At 70.0% G+C, this 18,722-nt stretch carries 15 protein-coding genes; 8 read left to right on the forward strand and 7 right to left on the reverse strand.

Going from position 1 to position 18,722, the window contains the following annotated elements; translation table 11 throughout:
* Positions 1-353: 353 nt before the first annotated feature.
* The 4 genes from EIP85_RS04175 (at position 354) to EIP85_RS04190 (ending at position 4,530) form a co-directional block, all read left to right on the forward strand.
* Entirely contained in the window at positions 354-1,247 is an 894-nt protein-coding gene (locus tag EIP85_RS04175) for a 5-bromo-4-chloroindolyl phosphate hydrolysis family protein (protein WP_127900905.1), read from the forward strand.
* Between the two features lie 30 nt (positions 1,248-1,277).
* The gene (locus EIP85_RS04180) at positions 1,278-2,435 is read left to right on the forward strand and encodes a toxic anion resistance protein (protein ID WP_127900906.1); all 1,158 of its coding nucleotides are present in this window, start codon (positions 1,278-1,280) and stop codon (positions 2,433-2,435) included.
* A 197-nt stretch (positions 2,436-2,632) separates the two neighbouring features.
* Positions 2,633-3,388 carry a DUF2927 domain-containing protein gene (locus EIP85_RS04185; RefSeq protein ID WP_241559886.1) on the forward strand — a complete coding sequence of 252 codons (756 nt, stop codon included), beginning with the start codon at positions 2,633-2,635 and terminating at the stop codon, positions 3,386-3,388.
* Between the two features lie 119 nt (positions 3,389-3,507).
* Entirely contained in the window at positions 3,508-4,530 is a 1,023-nt protein-coding gene (locus EIP85_RS04190) for a hypothetical protein (protein ID WP_127900908.1), read from the forward strand.
* Positions 4,531-4,537: 7 nt separating this feature from the next.
* Here the strand turns inward: EIP85_RS04190 and EIP85_RS04195 are convergent, their stop codons facing one another.
* The 7 genes from EIP85_RS04195 to EIP85_RS04225 form a co-directional block, all read right to left on the reverse strand.
* Positions 4,538-5,065, reverse strand: coding sequence for a hypothetical protein (locus EIP85_RS04195; protein ID WP_127900909.1), 528 nt, complete (start codon positions 5,063-5,065; stop codon positions 4,538-4,540).
* Between the two features lie 66 nt (positions 5,066-5,131).
* Positions 5,132-5,770 carry a uracil phosphoribosyltransferase gene (upp, locus tag EIP85_RS04200; protein WP_127900910.1) on the reverse strand — a complete coding sequence of 213 codons (639 nt, stop codon included), beginning with the start codon at positions 5,768-5,770 and terminating at the stop codon, positions 5,132-5,134.
* Positions 5,767-6,750: an adenosine deaminase gene (locus EIP85_RS04205; RefSeq protein ID WP_127900911.1), complete on the reverse strand. Its 984-nt coding sequence runs from the start codon at positions 6,748-6,750 to the stop codon at positions 5,767-5,769. Before EIP85_RS04205 ends, upp begins: the two co-directional genes overlap by 4 nt.
* 12 nt (positions 6,751-6,762) lie before the next feature.
* Entirely contained in the window at positions 6,763-7,992 is a 1,230-nt protein-coding gene (locus tag EIP85_RS04210; protein WP_127900912.1) for a phosphopentomutase, read from the reverse strand.
* On the reverse strand, positions 7,992-9,299 hold the full coding sequence (locus EIP85_RS04215; RefSeq protein ID WP_127900913.1) for a thymidine phosphorylase: 1,308 nt from the start codon (positions 9,297-9,299) through the stop codon (positions 7,992-7,994). Before EIP85_RS04215 ends, EIP85_RS04210 begins: the two co-directional genes overlap by 1 nt.
* Position 9,300: 1 nt before the next feature.
* On the reverse strand, positions 9,301-9,693 hold the full coding sequence (locus EIP85_RS04220; RefSeq protein ID WP_127900914.1) for a cytidine deaminase: 393 nt from the start codon (positions 9,691-9,693) through the stop codon (positions 9,301-9,303).
* A gap of 238 nt (positions 9,694-9,931) precedes the next feature.
* Entirely contained in the window at positions 9,932-11,014 is a 1,083-nt protein-coding gene (locus EIP85_RS04225) for a cupin domain-containing protein (RefSeq protein WP_127900915.1), read from the reverse strand.
* A gap of 333 nt (positions 11,015-11,347) precedes the next feature.
* Between EIP85_RS04225 and EIP85_RS04230 the strand changes: the two genes are divergently transcribed.
* From EIP85_RS04230 to EIP85_RS04245, 4 genes are all read left to right on the forward strand, one after another.
* Positions 11,348-13,627 (forward strand): NADP-dependent malic enzyme, encoded by a 2,280-nt coding sequence (locus EIP85_RS04230; RefSeq protein WP_127900916.1) that lies wholly within the window; start codon positions 11,348-11,350, stop codon positions 13,625-13,627.
* Positions 13,628-13,782: 155 nt separating this feature from the next.
* Positions 13,783-15,675 (forward strand): propionyl-CoA synthetase, encoded by a 1,893-nt coding sequence (locus EIP85_RS04235; protein ID WP_127900917.1) that lies wholly within the window; start codon positions 13,783-13,785, stop codon positions 15,673-15,675.
* Between the two features lie 147 nt (positions 15,676-15,822).
* Entirely contained in the window at positions 15,823-17,319 is a 1,497-nt protein-coding gene (locus tag EIP85_RS04240; RefSeq protein ID WP_164871637.1) for an ATP-binding protein, read from the forward strand.
* Positions 17,316-18,716: a sigma-54-dependent transcriptional regulator gene (locus EIP85_RS04245; protein ID WP_127900919.1), complete on the forward strand. Its 1,401-nt coding sequence runs from the start codon at positions 17,316-17,318 to the stop codon at positions 18,714-18,716. Before EIP85_RS04240 ends, EIP85_RS04245 begins: the two co-directional genes overlap by 4 nt.
* Positions 18,717-18,722: the final 6 nt, after the last annotated feature.

Here is an 18,722-nt window from a genome sequence, read left to right on the forward strand (position 1 = left end):
CCCCCGCCCGGGCGGCCCGCGCGGTCCCGGGCGCGAGGGTGGGAAGCGCGAAGACGGTGGTGCCGGCGGAGGCAAGCCCGGCGGCCCGCGGCGCGGCCCCGGTCCGGGCAAGGGGCCCGGCCGCGGCCCCTCCGGCGGGTCCAGGCCGCGCGGCCCGCGCCGCGACGGCTAGGGGCCCCGGCCGAGGGCTTTCCTGCCCCCAAGGCTTCCGGTCAGCCGCCCCCTCGCCTATATTGACCGCGATGACCGGTCCTAGGAGAGGTGGCTGAGATGTCCGGCAACGGGTTGCGCAAGCTCGCCTTTTTCCTGCTCATCGGCCTCATGGTCTATGTCGCCGTCGCGGGGGGCGCCTGATGGCCCAGCGCTATGGCGGCCGCTATTCCCCGGAAAACGCCCGGCCGCCGGAGGGTGAGGGCACCGCGCCGCAAAGCCCCTTTCACGGCCGCAGGCCCAGCCGCGCCGGCGGGCGGGTCAACGCGCTCTTCCTCGCGCCGCTGATCTTCGCCGTCCTCGCCTTCACCCGCAGCCCCACGGGCCTCGCCCTCTCGCTCGCCGCCTGCGCCACGCTCCTCGCCGCGGCCTGGCTCACGCGCGAGGGGCTTCTGGCCGAAGACGCCTATGAGGCCCGCACGGTGGCCCGCCGCCCGGCCCTGCCGCGCAAGATGATCGGCTCCGTGCTGACCGGCCTCGGCCTCGCGCTCGGCGGTGTCCACCCCGGCGGCGGCCTCCTGCCCCCGCTGATCTTCGCGTTGCTCGGCGCGGGCCTCCACTTCGCGGCCTTCGGCCCCGATCCGCTCTCCGACAAGGGCGCCGAAGGCATCGACCGGGCAGAGACGGACCGCGTCGCCCGCGCCGTGGACGGCGCAGAGGCCTATCTCAGCGCCATGGACGCCGCGATCCGCCGCACCGGCGACCGCCGGCTCACCGACCACGTCGCCCGCTTCAGCGCCGCCGCACGCGAGATGTTCCGCACAATCGAGGCCGATCCCGCCGACCTCGCCGCCGCGCGCCGCTACCTCGGCGTCTACCTGATGGGCGCCCGCGACGCGACCGAGAGCTTCGCCACGATCTACGCCCGCCACCGCGACCCTGCGGCCCGCGAGAGCTACGAGGCCCTGCTTTCTGACCTCGAAACCAATTTCCGCGCCCAGACCCGGGCACTTCTGACCAACGACAAGACCAATCTCGACATCCAGATCGACGTGCTCAGGGAGCGCCTGCAACAGGAAGGGGTCCGCCCGGGCTGATCCCGGGCGCGCGCCTTGAAAGGAGAGACGATGACCGAGGACACCGCAAAACCGGGCCAGGACGCCCTCGCCCCCCTGCCCGAGCCCGCCCCCGAAGTCCCCCCCCTGGCCGAGGCCGCCCCGGATGTCGCCGCCAAGATCGCGAAGCGCATGGGCGAGATCGACATGGCCAACAGCCAGTCCATCATCCATTTCGGCGCAGCCGCGCAGGGCGAGCTGACCGCCATCTCCGCCTCCATGCTCGAGGGCGTCAAGAACAAGGACCTCGGCCCGGCGGGCGACAGCCTGCGCGACATCGTGGCCACGATCCGCGGCTTCTCCGTCAAGGAGCTGGAGCCCGGCCGCAAGCGCAGCTGGTGGGAGCGGCTGACCGGCTCCGGCACCTCGCTCGCCCGCTTCATGGAGAAGTTCGAGGAGGTCCAGGGCCAGATCGACCGCATCACCGAGGATCTCGACCGCCACGAGCATAAATTGCTGATCGATATCAAGGCGCTGGATCTTCTCTACCAGAAGGCGCTCGGCTTCTATGACGAGCTCGCGCTTTATATCGCGGCGGGCGAGGCGAAGCTGGGCGAACTCGACACGGCCAGCATCCCCGCCGCGCAGACCGCCGCAGAAACCGCCCCGGAGACGGAGAAGATGCTCAAGGCCCAGGCCCTGCGCGACCTCCGCGCGGCGCGCGACGACCTCGACCGCCGGGTGCATGACCTGCGGCTCACCCGCCAGGTGACGATGCAATCCCTGCCCTCCATCCGGCTGGTGCAGGAGAACGACAAGAGCCTCGTGACAAAGATCGGCTCCACTCTCGTCAACACCGTTCCGCTCTGGCAAAGTCAGCTGGCACAGGCGGTGACGGTGCAGCGGAGCCAGCAGGCGGCGTCGGCGATCCGCGAAGCAAACGACCTGACCAACACCCTTCTGACCGAGAATGCCGAGATGCTGCAGAACGCCAACCGCGAGACCCGCACCCAGATGGAACGCGGCGTCTTCGACGTGGAGGCGGTGCAGAAGGCCAATGACGCGCTGATCGCAACGATCGCCGAAAGCCTGAAGATCGCCGACGACGGCAAGGCCAAGCGCGCGGCGGCCGAGGCGCAGCTGGCGAAGATGGAGGCCGACCTGCGCGGCGCCCTCGCCGCCGCCAGGACGCCCGCGAAGCCGGCGCCGGACGGGGGGGCCAAGGCCTGATCCACCGCCGCCCGCCTTTCCGCCTCGGCCTTCGGGCCGGGGCCGCGCTCTTTCTCGCGGCGCTCTCGGCCTGCGCGCCGCAGGTCGCGCCGGGGCCCTCCTCCGCGCCCGCGCCCGTGGCTTCGCCCGTGCCGCCACCGGAGCCGTCCGAGCTCAGCGCCAGGGTCGCCGCCTATTATGCGGACTCCCAAAGGCGCATGCTGGCCCGCGGCCTTTTGCGCACCGACGGCGGCGGACCGGACACGCCCTATGACGCACGGCTTCTGGCCCGCAATTTCAAGGCCATCGCGCTTTTCGACGAATACCGCCCCGGCGACGGCCCCGACGACGGCCACGTCACCCCCGACCGCATCCGCCGGTGGGAGGAGCCGGTCCACATGGCCCTCACCTTCGGCGCCACTGTCCCGGCAGAGGAGCAGAGCCGCGACACCGCCTTCGTCACCCGCTACGCCGCGCGGCTCTCCCGCCTCACCGGCCTGCCGATCAGCGTCGGCGCCGAACCCGGCAATTTCCACGTGCTGGTCCTCAATGAGGACGAACGCCGGGCCATCGGCCCCACGCTCCGCACCCTGATCCCCGGCATCGACCGCCACACCGTCCGGACGATCGAGACGATGCCGCTCAGCACCTATTGCCTCGTCTTCGCCTTCTCGCCCCCGGGGCGTTACGTCGACACCCAGGCCGTCGCCGTGATCCGCGCCGAGCATCCGCAGCTGACGCGCGACGGCTGTTACGAGGAGGAACTGGCCCAGGGCCTCGGCCCCTCGAACGACAGCCCCGAGGCGCGGCCCTCGATCTTCAACGACGACCAGGAATTCGCCTATCTGACGACGCAGGACGCGCTGATCCTGAGGATGCTCTACGATCCCCGCCTCGCCCCCGGCATGACGGCGCGGCAGGCCGGCCCCATCGTCGACGCCCTCGCCCAGGACTATCTCGCCCGGCGTCCCTGACGCAGCACCCCTGCGGGCGGCCCCGATACGGGGTCCCCGGGGCGCCTCTTTCGTTTGTGGCCGCGGCCTCGCTGGTCTAAGGTCGTTTTCAGAGGCAGAAGCAGGAACCAGGGCCGCGAATGACGGCGCTGCAGAAATACCAAAGGCTGGAATGTTCGGGGCTCTGGCGCGATGCGCCGGAGGCGCAGCGGCGTGACGTCATCGTCTCGTTCCGCGACGCCACGCTGATCATCTCCGACAGCCGCTCCGACATCCCGCTCAGCCATTGGTCGCTGCCAGCGGTCGAACGCGCCAACCCCGGTGCGATGCCCGCGATCTTCCGCCCCGGCGCCGACTCCGACGAGACGCTGGAAATCGACGACAGCGACATGATCGGCGCGCTGACCACGGTAAGCGCGGCGGTGGAGGCCTGGCAGCCCCGCCCCGGCCGGATGCGCGGCTGGCTTCTCGGCGGCGCGCTTCTCGCCGTCGCGGCGGTGCTGATCTTCTGGATGCCCGGCGCGCTGATCAGCCATACCGCGCAGGTCGTTCCCTGGGCCAAGCGCCAGCAGATCGGCCACGACCTTCTGGCCAATATCGAACACATCTCCGGCACCCCCTGCGAGGCCGCGCCCGCCAACCGGATCCTGACGAAATTCGCCACCCGCCTCTTCGGCAATGCCGCGCCGCTGATCGAGGTGATGCGCCAGCTGCCCGTCTCCGCCGCGCATCTGCCCGGCGGGATCCTCCTCGTGAACCACAAGCTGATCGAGGATCACGAGGGCCCGGACGTGCTCGCCGGCTACCTGCTGGCAGAGGCCGCCCGCGCCCGCGACGAGGACCCGCTTCTGCCGCTCCTGCGCTGGGCCGGATTACGGGCGAGCTTCACGCTTCTGACCACCGGCAACCTGCCCGACGGGGCGATGAAGGGCTATGGCGAGGCGCTTCTCAGCCGTACGCCGATCCCGGTCACCGCCTCCGAGCTGGCGCCGATCTTCCGCGCCGCCGGCGTGCCAAGCACCCCCTATGCCAAGGCCGCCGCCCCCGCCGAGGGCGATCTCGACCCGCTGGTGACCGACGATCCCTTCGCCAAGGGGCCGGAGCCGCAGCCGCTGATGAGCGACGACGACTGGGTGGCGCTGCAGGGGATCTGTGTCCGCTGAGGGCGCCTCAGTTGCCGGCCCGGAGCCGCATCGGCACCGTCCGGGTCCAGATCTTGAACATCGCCTCTGTCCCGGCCTTTTCCTGGGGCCCCCGCCCCGGGTTCAGCCGCCCATCGGTCCAGGCGAACCGGTAACCGCGGGGCACGACCATCGCCGCCGAAAGGGCCGTGCCGTCGGCCCCCGCCTGCCCTGATCTCTGCCCCGTCTGCGTCCGCGCCTGCCCGCCGGCGGGCACCTGCGCCTGCATCACGGCCCGGCCCGGGGCGGACGCGCGTACCGTCGCCGCCCGGATCACCGTCGGCCGATAGCCGCAGAGCACCTGCTTGGCATTGTCGATCCGCGGCACCCAGGTCACATGCCCGTCATAGCCCGCGCGCATGTAGACGCAGCCACGGCTGTCGACGAATTGCCGCCCGGTGAAACTCGCCGGCGGCGGGTTCGTCGGCGGCCCGACCTGCGCGATTGTCCTCGCGCCGGAAACAACCGGGCTTCCAACACCGAGCGCCAGCACCATGGCAACAAGCCTGAACCGCATAAAACCCCCTTTGGCAGCCCCGTGCATTTTGCCGGAGGCGGACGAGTCGGTAAAGAGGGGGCTACCCTATTTTGTGCCGAACATGCGGTCCCCCGCATCCCCTAGACCAGGGACAATATATCCGTGGTCGTTCAGGTGATCGTCCACAGCCGCTGTGACGATCGGCACGTCCGGATGGGCCTGCCGCATCCGTTCGATCCCCTCCGGCGCGGCCAGAAGGCAGAGGAAGCGGATATTCTTCGCTCCCGACTGTTTCAGCAGGTCCACGGCGGCGGCAGAAGAATTGCCCGTCGCCAGCATGGGATCGACCACGATCACCATCCGGTCGTCCAGCTCTGCCGGCACCTTGTAGTAATACTGCACCGGCTGGAGCGTTTCCGGATCACGGTACAATCCCACGAAGCCCACGCGTGCCGCCGGCACCAGCTCCAGAATCCCGTCCAGAAGCCCGTTCCCGGCGCGCAGGATAGAGACCAGAACCAGCTTCTTGCCCTCCAGCGCCGGGGCGTCCATCTCGCAAAGCGGCGTCTCGATCCGCCGCGTCGTCATCGGCAGCCCGCGCGTCACCTCATAGGCCAGAAGCTGCGAGATCTCGCGCAGAAGCCGCCGGAAGCTCGCCGTCGAGGTCTCCTTGTCACGCATGATCGTCAGCTTGTGCTGCACCAGCGGGTGGCTGACTACGGTCAGGTGCTCGGTCTCGGTCATGCGGCGGTCTCCAGCTGTTTCAGAATACGGGCGCGGGTCGCCTCGTCGCAGAATGCGGCCTCGGCGGCAACCTTGTGAAGGCGCAGGAACTGCCCCTCGTCCCAGTCGAAAGCCTCGGCCAGCCGCTCGTGCTCGCGCGTCATCGTGGTGTGGAAGAACGGCGGATCGTCGGTCGAGATGGTCACCTTCACCCCGCGCCGGTCCAGCTCCGCGATCGGATGCTCGCGCCATTTGTAAAGCCCCAGCGCCACGTTCGATCCGGGGCAGACCTCCAGCACCACGCCCTGCTCGGCCAGCTCGTCGACCAGCGCCAGGTCCTCGATCGCGCGGACGCCGTGGCCGATCCGTTCCACCTTCAGATCCGCCAGCGCGTCGCGCACGCTCTCCGGCCCGCCCCATTCGCCGGCATGGGCAGTCAGCCGCAGCCCGGCCTCGCGGGCCGCATCAAAAGCCCAGGCGAAATCCTTGGGCTTGTGCAGTTTCTCGTCCCCGGCAAGTCCGAAGCCGGTCAGGAAATCCCCCGCCGTCTCGGCCGCGCAAAGCGCGGTCTCCCGCGCCGCCTCCGGCCCGATATGACGGACGGCGGTGACGATGGCGCGCAAGGTGATCCCGTCGCGTTTCTCTGCGATTTCAGCGGCTTCCCGGATGGCGTTCAGGTAGTCGCGCCAGGCAGAGACATCCCGCCCGCCGCAGAAATCGGGCGACAGGAAGCATTCCGAATAGATCACCCCGTTCGCCGCGCTCTCCTCCAGCACCGCAAGCGTCAGACGGTGGTAATCCTCCGGCGTCCGCAGCACCGAGGTCGCCGCGTCATAGACCTTCAGGAAATGCCAGAAATCGGTGTAGCTGTAATGCCCGGCCTCGTCGAAGATGCCCGCGATATCGGCATGCTTCTCCCGCGCCATGCCGCGGATGAAGGCCGGCGGCGCGGCCCCTTCCAGGTGCAGGTGCAGTTCGACCTTGGGTGACGTCTTGCTCATAAGTCCCTCGTTTCAATGGCTCGCGGCCGGCCCGAGGAAGCTCCGCCCCGGCCCCCTTGGCGCAACGCCCAGATGCGCGGCGACAGATGCCCCGACATCGGCAAAGGCCACAAGCCCGATCTCGCCCGCGCCCGCCCCATGGACCAGAACCGGCACCCGCTCGCGCGTGTGGTCCGATCCGCTCCAGGACGGGTCGTTGCCATGATCGGCAGTGAAGATCGCCAGGTCCCCGGGCCGAAGCCGCTTCAGGAAGGCTCCGGCGCGTTCATCGAACCATTCCAGCGCCCCGGCGTAGCCCGAGATGTCGCGCCGGTGGCCGTAGATACTGTCGAACTCGACAAAGTTGGCAAACGTAAAGGACCCGGGCTCCGCGCTGCCAGCGAGCCCCATCAATTGTTCGAAAAGGTCAGCATCGGATTTGCCCTTATGCAGCTTTCCGATCCCCCGCATGGAGAAGATATCGCCGATCTTGCCCACCGCATGGGTCGCAAAGCCCGCCTCCGCCACCCAGTCGAGCAGCGTCGGCGCGGGCGGCGCGATGGCGAAGTCGCGGCGGTTCGCGGTGCGGGTGAAATTGCCGGGCGCGCCGACGAAGGGCCGCGCGATGACGCGGCCGACCTTCATCGCGTGCAGCGTCGGCGCCAGCGCCTCGCAAAGCGCGACGAGCCGCTCCAGCCCGAAGCTCTCCTCATGCGCCGCGATCTGGAACACGCTGTCGGCCGAGGTGTAGCAGATCGGCCAGCCGGTCCGCAGATGCTCCTCGCCCAGCCGCGCGATGATCTCGGTGCCCGAGGCGTGGCAATTGCCGAGGATCCCCTCTGTCCCCGCCTTCGCGCAGACCTCCGACACCAGCGCGTCCGGAAAGGCGGGCTCCGTCGCCGGAAAATAGGCCCAGTCCCAGGGCACGGGCACGCCGGCAAGCTCCCAGTGGCCCGAGGGCGTGTCCTTGCCCTTCGACACCTCCGTCGCCGCCCCCCAGCGCCCGGCGGGCCGCGCGCCAAGCCCCGGCGTCTTGGCGCCGGAGGCCAGCCGGATCGCCGCCCCCAGCCCCAGCGCGTCGAGATTGGGCATCCGCAGCGGCCCCGTCCGCCCCTCCTCCGCCCGGCCCGCCGCGCAGGCCTCGGCGATATGGCCCAGCGTGTTCGCGCCGGTATCCGGCACGCCCGCGTTGAAGAAGGCGCCCGCATCCGGCGCGCCGCCGCAGCCGACGGAATCCATCACGATCAAGAACGCGCGCGCCATCAGCCGATCCTCTGCCATATCAGCGGCGGGTCATCGACCGGCGCCTCCGTCACCGTGAAGGCCGCGCGCACCTGCGCCTCTGCCGCATCCGCCGCCCCCTCGCTCGCCGCATGGATCAGCGCCAGCGGCAGCTCGGGCGAGACATGCTCGCCGATCCCCGCGATCTCCGCCAGCCCGACGGAGGGGTTGATCCGGTCGCCCTCGCGCTGCCGCCCGCCGCCGAGGCCGACGACGGCCAGCCCCAGGGCCTCGCCATCGATCGTCGCGACGTAACCCTCGCGCTCCGCCGCCACCTCGCGCACCACGGGCGCGGCGGGCAGGCGATCGGGCCAGCGCTCGACGAAATCGAGCGGGCCACCGAGTGCCGCGACCATCTCGCCGAAGATCTCCGCCGCGCGTCCGGTCTCCAGCGCCCGCATGATCCGGCCCTCGCCGTCCTCCGCGTCCTGCGCCAGCCCGCCCAGCGCCAGCGCCTCTCCGCCCAGGGCCACCGTCAGGTCCCACAGCGCGGCGTTGACCGAGGTGCCGGTCAGCGTCTCCATCACCTCGATCACCTCCAGCGCATTGCCGGCGGCGGCGGCCAGCGGCTGGCTCATATCCGTCACCAGCGCGCGGGTCATGCAGCCCGCCCCCTGCGCGGTGGCAACAAGCGCACGGGCCAGCGCCTCGGCTTCGCCCCGCGTCTTCATGAACGCGCCGGAGCCGAGCTTGACGTCAAGGACCAGCCCCTCCAGCCCGGCGGCGAGCTTCTTCGACAGGATCGAGGCGGTGATCAGGTCGATCGACTCCACCGTCCCGGTGACATCGCGGATCGCGTAAAGCCGCCGGTCCGCCGGGGCCACGTCGCCGTTGGCGGCGACGATGGCGCAGCCGATCTCCTCCACGATCTCGCAGAGCCGCTCCGTCGGGACATCGGCGCGGAACCCGGGGATCGCCTCCAGCTTGTCGAGCGTGCCCCCGGTGTGGCCGAGGCCGCGGCCCGAGATCATCGGCACATAGGCCCCGCAGGCCGCCAGCGCCGGGGCGAGCAGCAGCGAGACGCAATCGCCGATCCCGCCCGTCGAATGCTTGTCGAGCACGGGGCCCGGCAGGTCCCATTCAAGGACCGCGCCCGAATCCCGCATCGCCCGGGTCAGCGCCACGCGCCCAGCCTCGCCCAGCCCCTTGAGGCAGACGGCCATGGCGAAGGCCCCAGCCTGCGCGTCGCTGACCTCGCCGGAGGCGAGACCGCGTGCGAACCAGGCCAGCGCCTCCGCCGACGGCGGCCGCCCCTGGCGGAGCCCGGCGATCAGCGCGCGCGCATCCATTTCAGGCGCGGTCCATGTGGGTCGCGCCGAAAGCCCCGGGCAGAAGTGCCGCGACGGTGGTCTTCAGGCTCTTGCCGTCGGTGGTGCAGAGCGTCACCGCCACGTCGCCCGCCGCGAATTCGGCGATCTTCTGACGGCAGCCGCCGCAGGGCGGCACCGGGTCCGGGCTGTCGGCGATCACCAGGATCTCGGCGATCCGCCTATCGCCCGCCGCCACCATGGCCGCGATCGCACCCGCCTCGGCGCAGGTGCCCTCGGGATAGGCCACGTTCTCGACATTGCAGCCGACATGCACATGACCCTCGGCAGAGCGCAGCGCGGCCCCCACCTTGAAGCGGGAATAGGGGGCATGGGCGTTCTCGCGCACCTTGGTCGCAGCATCGAGCAGGGTCATCGGTCCTCCGGCGTTTCGGGCGAGTGTGATGCGCGGGGCGAGCGGGGGCAAGGGGGCCTCTGGCCATGCGATCCATCGCCCGATACGCGCCGCAGGCGCAGGGCGAGCGCCTGCCCGCCCGGACGGGCTGGCGCTTTGACACCCCCGCAAAGCTCCGGCTCAGGCAGGACGTGGCCACCACAAATGGCGAAGCTCGAACGGCAGGACGCGCCACCCCGCGGGCAGGCGCTCGCCCTGCCTACACCGCTTCGGTTCGGAACGCCCCGGGCAGCGAGACCTCCAGCAGCTCGAAATCCGCCGAGGGCTCGGCATAGCGGGTCGCCATCCCCGGCGGGATCACGAAGGCATCGCCCTCGGTCAGGCGCTGCGGGTCCTTGCCCTCGCCCTCCAGCAGCATCGAACCGCCCATGACGAAGCTGAAAAGGATATCGGCGTCGTGCTTCGTCCAGGGCGCCGCGCCCTCTCCCGGGCGAACGACCTGCACCCCGGCCACGCCCCGGGTGTTGGCGTTGATGGTCGTGTCGCGCGCGACGAAGCCCGGCACCCGGAACGGCGCCCAGTCCGCGCCCTTGGCCAGGTTGTGGACGAACCGCTGGCCCTCCCATTCCCGCTCCGGCCGGAAATCGGGGGTCGGCAGGGTGATGACATGCTCGATCTCGGTCACATGCTCGGCCGGCACGCCGATCTCGATCACCTCGATCCCGTCAGAAGCCTCCAGCACCCGGTGCCGGATCTCCGGCGGCTGGATGAAGCAGTCCCCGGCGGTCAGCCGCCGCTTCGGGCCCTGGTCCTCGTAGACCACGTCGACCCAGCCCTTGTAGCAGAAGATCAGCTGGAACCCGACCTTGTGGAAATGCACGATGTCCGGCACCGGCCCGCCGTCCGGGATGCGGATGTGGCTGGCGATGATCGAGCCGCCAAGGCGCGAGGGGATCAGGTCGCGGTACTGCATCCCGGCGCGGCCGACGATCCAGGGCGCCTTGTCGGCCAGCCGGCGCACGACGAATTCATGCTGCGTCGGCGGCATCACCACCGGCGGGTCAAGCGGTTCGATCACCACCTCGGTTCCGCCCGGCGCGGTCAGGTGGGTCTCGCCGCCCGCGATCAGCACCGGATCGTCGGCAAGGATGGCCAGGCGGCCCGGCGCGCCCTGCCCCGCCTCCAGCCGCAGCCGCAGGCCGTGGCCGGAGAAGCAGGCATGGCTCGGGTTGTCGGCGGGCCAGATCCGGTCCATCCGCATCCCCAGACGCTTGGTGAAGAAGCCGATATCGCCCACGAGGTCGCCTGTCGGCAGCCGCACTTCGGCCCGGATGTTCTGCATCTTTCCACTCCCGCTGGCATGGCGGCCTTCTGGCCTTGATGTTTTGGCTAGCGCGCGCCCGAAACTATTTCAATCTCGAAATAATGCCCGGCTCGCCCCCGCCGCCCGATGCAGCGGCCGGCGGCCCTCCTCACAGCGTCGTGAGGGGTATACCGGCGCATCGCCGCCTGCCGCCCCCACGCGCCATCTTGCACCCCCCGGCGCGCGGCGCGAAACTGCGGACGCCGCGGCCCGATTTGCAAGTTCCGCTTGAAACAGCCGCGCGCGGGGCGCTATTCCGGTCGGACGTCCGATAGTTTAACGTTAAACAATTCGCGGGGGAGAGGGCGGAGCATGGAAGAGGCCCGGCAGGACAACGCGCGGCAGGCCGCGCTCGACTACCACGAGTTCCCCAAGCCCGGGAAGCTCGAGATCCGGGCGACGAAGCCGCTGGCCAACGGCCGCGACCTGGCCCGCGCCTATTCCCCCGGCGTGGCCGAGGCCTGCCTGGAGATCAAGGCGGATCCCGCCACCGCCCACCGCTACACCTCGCGCGGCAACCTCGTCGGCGTCGTCACCAACGGCTCGGCGGTGCTCGGCCTCGGCAATATCGGCGCGCTGGCGGCGAAGCCGGTGATGGAGGGCAAGGCCGTCCTCTTCAAGAAATTCGCCAATATCGACTGCTTCGACATCGAGCTGGCCGAGAAGGACCCCGAGAAGCTGGCCGACCTGGTCTGCGCACTGGAACCCACCTTCGGCGCCATCAACCTCGAGGACATCAAGGCCCCCGACTGCTTCATCGTCGAGAAGCTCTGCCGCGAGCGGATGAACATCCCGGTCTTCCACGACGACCAGCACGGCACCGCCATCGTCGTCGGCGCCGCGGCCACCAACGCGCTGCGCGTCGCGAACAAGAAATTCGAAGAGATCAAGGTCGTCTCCACCGGTGGTGGCGCGGCCGGGATCGCCTGCCTCAACATGCTGCTCAAGCTCGGCGTCAAGCGCGAGAACGTCTGGCTCTGCGACATCAACGGCGTCGTCTACGAGGGCCGCGAGGAGGACATGAACCCGCTCAAGGCCGCCTTCGCCCAGGCGACCGACAAGCGCGAACTCTCGGAAGTGATTGACGATGCCGACCTCTTCCTCGGCCTTTCCGGCCCGGGCGTGCTGAAGCCCGAGATGGTCTCGCGCATGGCCAAGCGCCCGATCATCTTCGCGCTCGCCAACCCGACGCCCGAGATCATGCCCGCCGATGCGCGTGATGTCGCGCCCGACGCGATCATCGCCACCGGCCGGTCCGACTATCCCAACCAGGTCAACAACGTCCTCTGCTTCCCCTTCATCTTCCGCGGCGCGCTCGACGTCGGGGCGACCACGATCAACGACGAGATGAAGATCGCCTGCATCGAGGGCATCGCGGCGCTCGCCCGCGCCACCACCTCGGCCGAGGCCGCGGCCGCCTATCGCGGCGAACAGATGAGCTTCGGCGCCGATTACCTGATCCCCAAGCCCTTCGACCCGCGCCTGATGGGCGTCGTCGCCGGCGCGGTGGCCAAGGCCGCGATGGAAACCGGCGTCGCAACGCGGCCGATCGAGGATCTGGCCGCCTACAAGGCCCAGCTCGACGGGTCCGTCTTCCGCTCCGCGCTGATGATGCGCCCGGTGTTCGAGGCCTCCCACAGCGCCCAGCGCCGCATCGTCTTCGCCGAGGGCGAGGACGAACGCGTCCTGCGCGCCGCCAACGCGATGCTGGAGGAAACCTCCACCGTGCCGATCCTGATCGGCCGGCCCGAGGTGGTGGAGAAGCGTTGCGAACGCGCCGGCCTGCCGATCCGGCCGGGCCGCGACTTCGCCATCGTCAACCCGGAGAACGATCCCCGCTACCGCGACTACTGGGAGACCTATCACGGCCTGATGCAGCGCCGCGGCGTGACGCCGGACATCGCCCGCGCGGTGATGCGGACCAATGCCACCGCCATCGCCGCCGTCATGGTCCATCGCGACGAGGCGGATTCGATGATCTGCGGCACCTTCGGCCAGTACCTCTGGCACCTGAACTACGTCCGCCAGATCCTCGCCCGCGGCGGGCTCCGGCCCGTCGGCGCGCTCTCGCTCATGATCATGGAGGACGGGCCGCTCTTCATCGCCGACACCCAGATCAACTCCGAACCGACGCCGGAGCAGATCGCCGACTCCGTCATCGGCGCCGCCCGCCATGTCCGCCGCTTCGGGGTCACCCCCAAGGTCGCGCTCTGCTCGCATTCCCAGTTCGGCAACCTCGAGAATTCCTCCGGTCAGCGGATGCGCTCGGCCATGGAACTCCTCGACCTGATGGATCCCGATTTCGCCTATGACGGCGAGATGCCGATCGACTCTGCGCTCGACCCCGAACAGCGCGCCCGCGTCTTCCCCAACGGGCGGTTCGACGGTCAGGCGAACGTCCTGATCTTCGCCAATACCGACGCGGCAAGCGGGGTGCGCAACATCCTCAAGGCCCGTGCAGGCGGGCTGGAGGTGGGGCCGATCCTGATGGGCATGGGCAACCGCGCCCATATCGTCACCCCGGCGATCACGGCGCGCGGGCTTCTCAACGTCGCCGCCATCGCGGGCACGCCGGTCGCCAAGTACAGCTGAGTGGGGCGCCCCCGTTGGGCGCGCCGCCGGCAGGCAGATCCGGGCCAGGGTGAAAGGCGGGGCCTCTCCGCCTTTTGTCGCATCCCCACGCAACAACATTGCGCAAGCCGCCCCCTCCGGCGTAACAGAACGCAATGGCAGTGCGGGAGGCCACGATGAGCTATGCCGAAACCTACGCCAGCTGGCAGCGCGATCCAGAGGCGTTCTGGATGCAGGCCGCCGAGGCAATCGACTGGGTGAAAAAGCCCAGCCGCGCGCTTTTTGCCGATAACGCGCCGCTTTACGAATGGTTCAAGGATGGGCTGGTCAACGCCTGCTGGAACGCGGTCGACCGCCACGTCCTTGCCGGGCGCGGCCCGCAATACGCGATCATCCACGACAGCCCGGTGACCGGCCGCACCCACAAGATCACCTATTCCGAGCTCCGGAACCGCGTCGCCAGCCTTGCAGGCGCGCTGCGTGCGAAGGGGGTGGAGAAGGGCGACCGCGTCATCATCTACATGCCGATGGTGCCCGAGGCGCTGGAGGCGATGCTCGCCTGCGCCCGGCTCGGCGCGATCCATTCCGTGGTCTTCGGCGGCTTCGCGGCGCATGAACTGGCCGTGCGGATCGACGACGCCAAGCCCAAGGCGATCCTCGCCGCCTCCTGCGGGATCGAGCCGGGCCGCTATGTCCACTACAAGCCGCTTCTGGACGAGGCCATCGAGATCGCGCACCACAAGCCCGATTTCTGCGTCATCCTCCAGCGCGAGATGGAAGTGGCCAGGATGGTCGAGGGCCGGGACTTCGGCTGGCACAGCTTCCAGTACGGCGCGCCCCAGGCCGACTGCGTGCCGGTGGAGGGCGATCACCCGGCCTATATCCTTTACACCTCCGGCACCACGGGCCAGCCGAAGGGTGTCGTGCGCCCCACCGCCGGGCATCTGGTGGCGCTCCACTGGTCGATGAAGAACATCTACGGCGTCGATCCGGGAGAGGTGTTCTGGGCCGCCTCCGACGTCGGCTGGGTCGTCGGCCACAGCTACATCTGCTACGCGCCGCTGGTGCATGGCAACACCACCGTGGTCTTCGAGGGCAAGCCCGTCGGCACCCCCGACGCCGGTACCTTCTGGCGGGTGATCCGCGACCACAAGGTGGCGAGCTTCTTCACCGCCCCCACCGCCTTCCGCGCCATCAAGCGCGAGGACCCGGAAGGCCGGCTGCTGGCGGACTACGACCTCAAGTCTCTCCGCGCGCTCTTTCTTGCCGGCGAACGCGCCGATCCCGCGACGATCGAATGGGCGCAGGAGAAGCTGAAGGTTCCCGTCATCGACCATTGGTGGCAGACCGAGACCGGCTGGCCCATCGCCGCCAACCCGCTGGGGATCGAGGCGCTGCCGGTGAAGATCGGCTCCCCCTCCGTCGCGATGCCGGGCTGGGACGTGCAGGCGCTGGACGAGGGCGGCCATCCCGTGCCTCCCGGCACGCTGGGTGCCATCGCGGTGAAGCTGCCCCTGCCGCCCGGCACGCTGCCCACGCTCTGGAATGCCGAGGACCGGTTCCGGAAGGCCTATCTCAGCCATTTCCCCGGCTATTACGAGACCGGCGACGCGGGGTTCATCGACGAGGACGGCTACATCTACATCATGGCCCGCACCGACGACGTCATCAACGTCGCGGGCCACCGCCTTTCCACCGGCGCGATGGAGGAGGTGCTGGCCTCGCACCCCGATGTGGCCGAATGCGCGGTGATCGGGGTGACGGACGCGCTGAAGGGGCAGCTTCCGCTCGGCTTCCTCTGCCTCAACAAGGGCTGCAACCGCCCGCGCGAGGCGGTGGTGGCCGAGGTCGTGGCGCTGGTGCGCGATCAGATCGGCCCGGTCGCGGCCTTCAAGCGCGCCTGCGTGGTCGAGAGGCTGCCGAAGACCCGCTCGGGAAAGATCCTGCGCGCCACCATGGCGAAGATCGCCGACGGCACGGCCTTCAAGACCCCGGCGACGATCGATGATCCCGCGATCCTGGACGAGATCGCCCTGGCGCTGCGCGGCCTCGGCTATGCTGGCGGCTAAGACCCGCCGGCTGCGGCGGGCCGCGCCAACCGGTGCTATTGGCGATTGCGTTCGGGTTCAGTAGACTGAACCCGGATGCAACCCCGGATAGAGGCTGAGCCCGTGCCGAATGACCGGACCGCCCCCCAGGCGGCACCCGCTTCCCTGATGATGTCCGCGGCCGGGCCGGAAGGCTCCGACGCCTCGCGGCTGGCTTTGCTTGGCCATGACCTGCGCGCGGCGGTCTCCGACATCATCGGCGGCCTCCGGCTGATCGACGCGGGCCGCCTGGACGACGCGCCGCGTCTGCAACTGGAGCGTGTGCGCGCCGCCAGCGAGGTGCTCGCCCGATTGCTGGAGGACGCGCTCGCCCCGATGATCGACGAGGGCGGCACCACCGGCAACGCGCCGGCCAGCCTGCCACTCGCCCGGCTCCTGCGCGATGTCGAGCTGCGCTGGTCCGGCCGCGCCCGCGAAAAGGGCGTGGGCTTCGTCATGGCGCTGGCCCCGGACCTGCCCCGCGTCGTGCGGCTCGACCGCATCGCGCTGGAACGGATCCTGTCGAACCTGATCTCCAACGCGGTGAAATACACCGACTCGGGCGAGATCCGCGTCTCCCTCGCGCTCGCCCCCGACGCGGCGCTGGTGTTCCGGGTCGAGGACGACGGCCCCGGCTTCCCCGATGCGGGCCAGGCCAGCCACCACCCGCCGCGTGCCGGCAGCGGCCTCGGGCTGAAGATCGCGCAGGAGATGGCCACCCGCCTCGGCGGCACGCTGGCCACCGGAAACCGCCCCGCCGGCGGCGCGCTGGTGACGCTGACCATTCCCCAGACCGCCTGGCAGCCCCCCACCGGCCCGGCCGAGGCAGAGCCCGGCGCCGCCGCCCTGCCCGACCTGCGCGGCCTGAAGATCCTCGTCGCCGAGGACAGCGAGACCAACCAGCTTCTCATGCGCCACATGCTCGCCGCGCTCGGGGCCGAGGCAGAGATGGCCTCCGACGGGGTCGAGGCGCTCGGCCGGCTCGACCGCGAGGGCTTCGACGCGGCCCTGATCGACATCGAGATGCCGCGGCTCTCGGGCATAGAGGTGATGCGCGCCATCCGCTCGGGCGGCGGGCGCCATGCCGATATCCCGATCATGGCGGTCACGGCCTACGTGCTGCGCGCCAACCGCGAGGCGATCTATGCCGCCGGTGCCGATTCCATCCTCGCCAAGCCGCTCGGCGGGCTGGAGGCCTTCGGCGCCGCAATGGCCACGCTCTTCGACCGCTCCCGCCCGGCCGAGCCGCACCCCGCGCAGCCGCGCGAGCCGCGCGCGCTCGACACCGGGCGCTTCGAAGCGCTGCTGGAGATGGCCGGGCCGGAAAGCCGGGCTGAGCTGCTGACCCGGCTCCTCAGCGACCTGCGCTCGGTCGAGCGCGGACTGGTCCTGGGCTGCTCGGAACCCGATCACGCGCTGATCCGCTCGCAGACCCATGTGCTGATCGCCGTCGCCGGCGCGGTCGGCGCCGAACGGCTGATGAAATCGGCCGAAAGCCTCAACGCCGCAGGCCGCACCCGCGACGCCGATGCGGTCAAGGCGGTCGCCCCGGAAACCCTCGCGCTGCTCGATGATCTGATCCATTTCGTCTCCGGCCACGTACCTCCACACTCGGAGGCAAGATGACCGTTCCCCTGCTGCTGATTGAAGACACACCCTCGCTCCGGCTCGTCTATGAAACGCTGTTGAAGGGCGCCGGGCACAAGGTTCGCTCCGCCGGGACGGCGGAAGAGGGCCTGCGCGCGTTCAAGGAGATCTCGCCCGCCATCGTTCTGCTCGACATCATGCTGCCGGACCGGGACGGGATAGACCTGATGTCGGAACTGCTGCGGCTGCGCCCGGACACGCAGATCATCGTGATCACCGCCCATGGCTCGATCAACAAGGCGGTGGAGGCGATGCGCGCGGGCGCCTATGAATTCCTCGTCAAACCCTTCGACGAGCAGCGCTTCCTCGCCACGGTCGCCAACGCCGGCCGCAGTCGCCCCGGGCCGCGCCCCGCTGCGCAGGCCGCGCCGCCCGGCAGCCTCACCGGAACCTCGCCCGTGATGCAGGAGGTCTTCTCCCGCATCCGCTCGGTCGCGCGCTCGATGGCCACGGTCTTCATCACCGGCGAAAGCGGCACCGGCAAGGAGCTCTGCGCCCAGGCGATCCACGACGGCTCGCCCCGCGCGAACGGGCCCTTCATCGCGCTGAACTGCGGCGCGATCCCGCCGGACCTGCTGGAATCCGAGGTCTTCGGCCATCTCAAGGGCTCCTTCACCGGCGCAATCTCCGACAAGATCGGCGCGGCGGCGGCTGCGGACGGCGGCACGCTCTTTCTTGACGAGATCTGCGAGATGGACCTCGCGCTGCAGACGAAACTGCTGCGGTTCCTGGAAACCTCCAGCGTCCAGCCGGTCGGCGCCACGCGGCCGCGCAAGGTCAATGTCCGCATCGTCTGCGCCACCAACCGCGACCCGATGGAGGAGGTCCGCAACGGCCGCTTCCGCGAGGATCTGTACTACCGGCTCTATGTCGTGCCGATCCACATGCCGCCGCTGCGCGAGCGCGGCGACGACATCGTGGCGCTGGCCGAGGCCGCGCTCGCCCGGTTCTCGGCCGAGGAAGGCCGCGCATTCCGCCGTCTCGCCCCCGAGGTGGCAGAGCGCTTCCGCAACCTGCCCTGGCCCGGCAACGTGCGCCAGCTTCTGAACGTGCTGCGCAATGTCGTGGTGCTGAACGAGGGCGAGGTCGTCACCCCCGCCATGCTCCCGCCCGAACTGCGGCCCACGGGCGCGTCCCCGGCACCCGCCAATGCCGCGGCCTTGGCGCCGCAACCGGAGACGGAAGGGACGGCCGCAACCGGCCTCGACAGCCTGATCGGCCTGACCCTGGCCGAGATCGAGCAGCGCGTGATCGAGGCGACGATCGCCCGCGAAGGCGGCTCGCTGCCACGCGCGGCGCGGGTCCTGGGGGTCTCCCCCTCCACGCTCTACCGCAAGCGGGAAGCCTGGGCGAAGAACGGCGACGCCGCCGAATAGGCTCCG

It is taken from the genome of Solirhodobacter olei (assembly GCF_004010155.1).
Lineage (GTDB): Bacteria > Pseudomonadota > Alphaproteobacteria > Rhodobacterales > Rhodobacteraceae > Solirhodobacter > Solirhodobacter olei.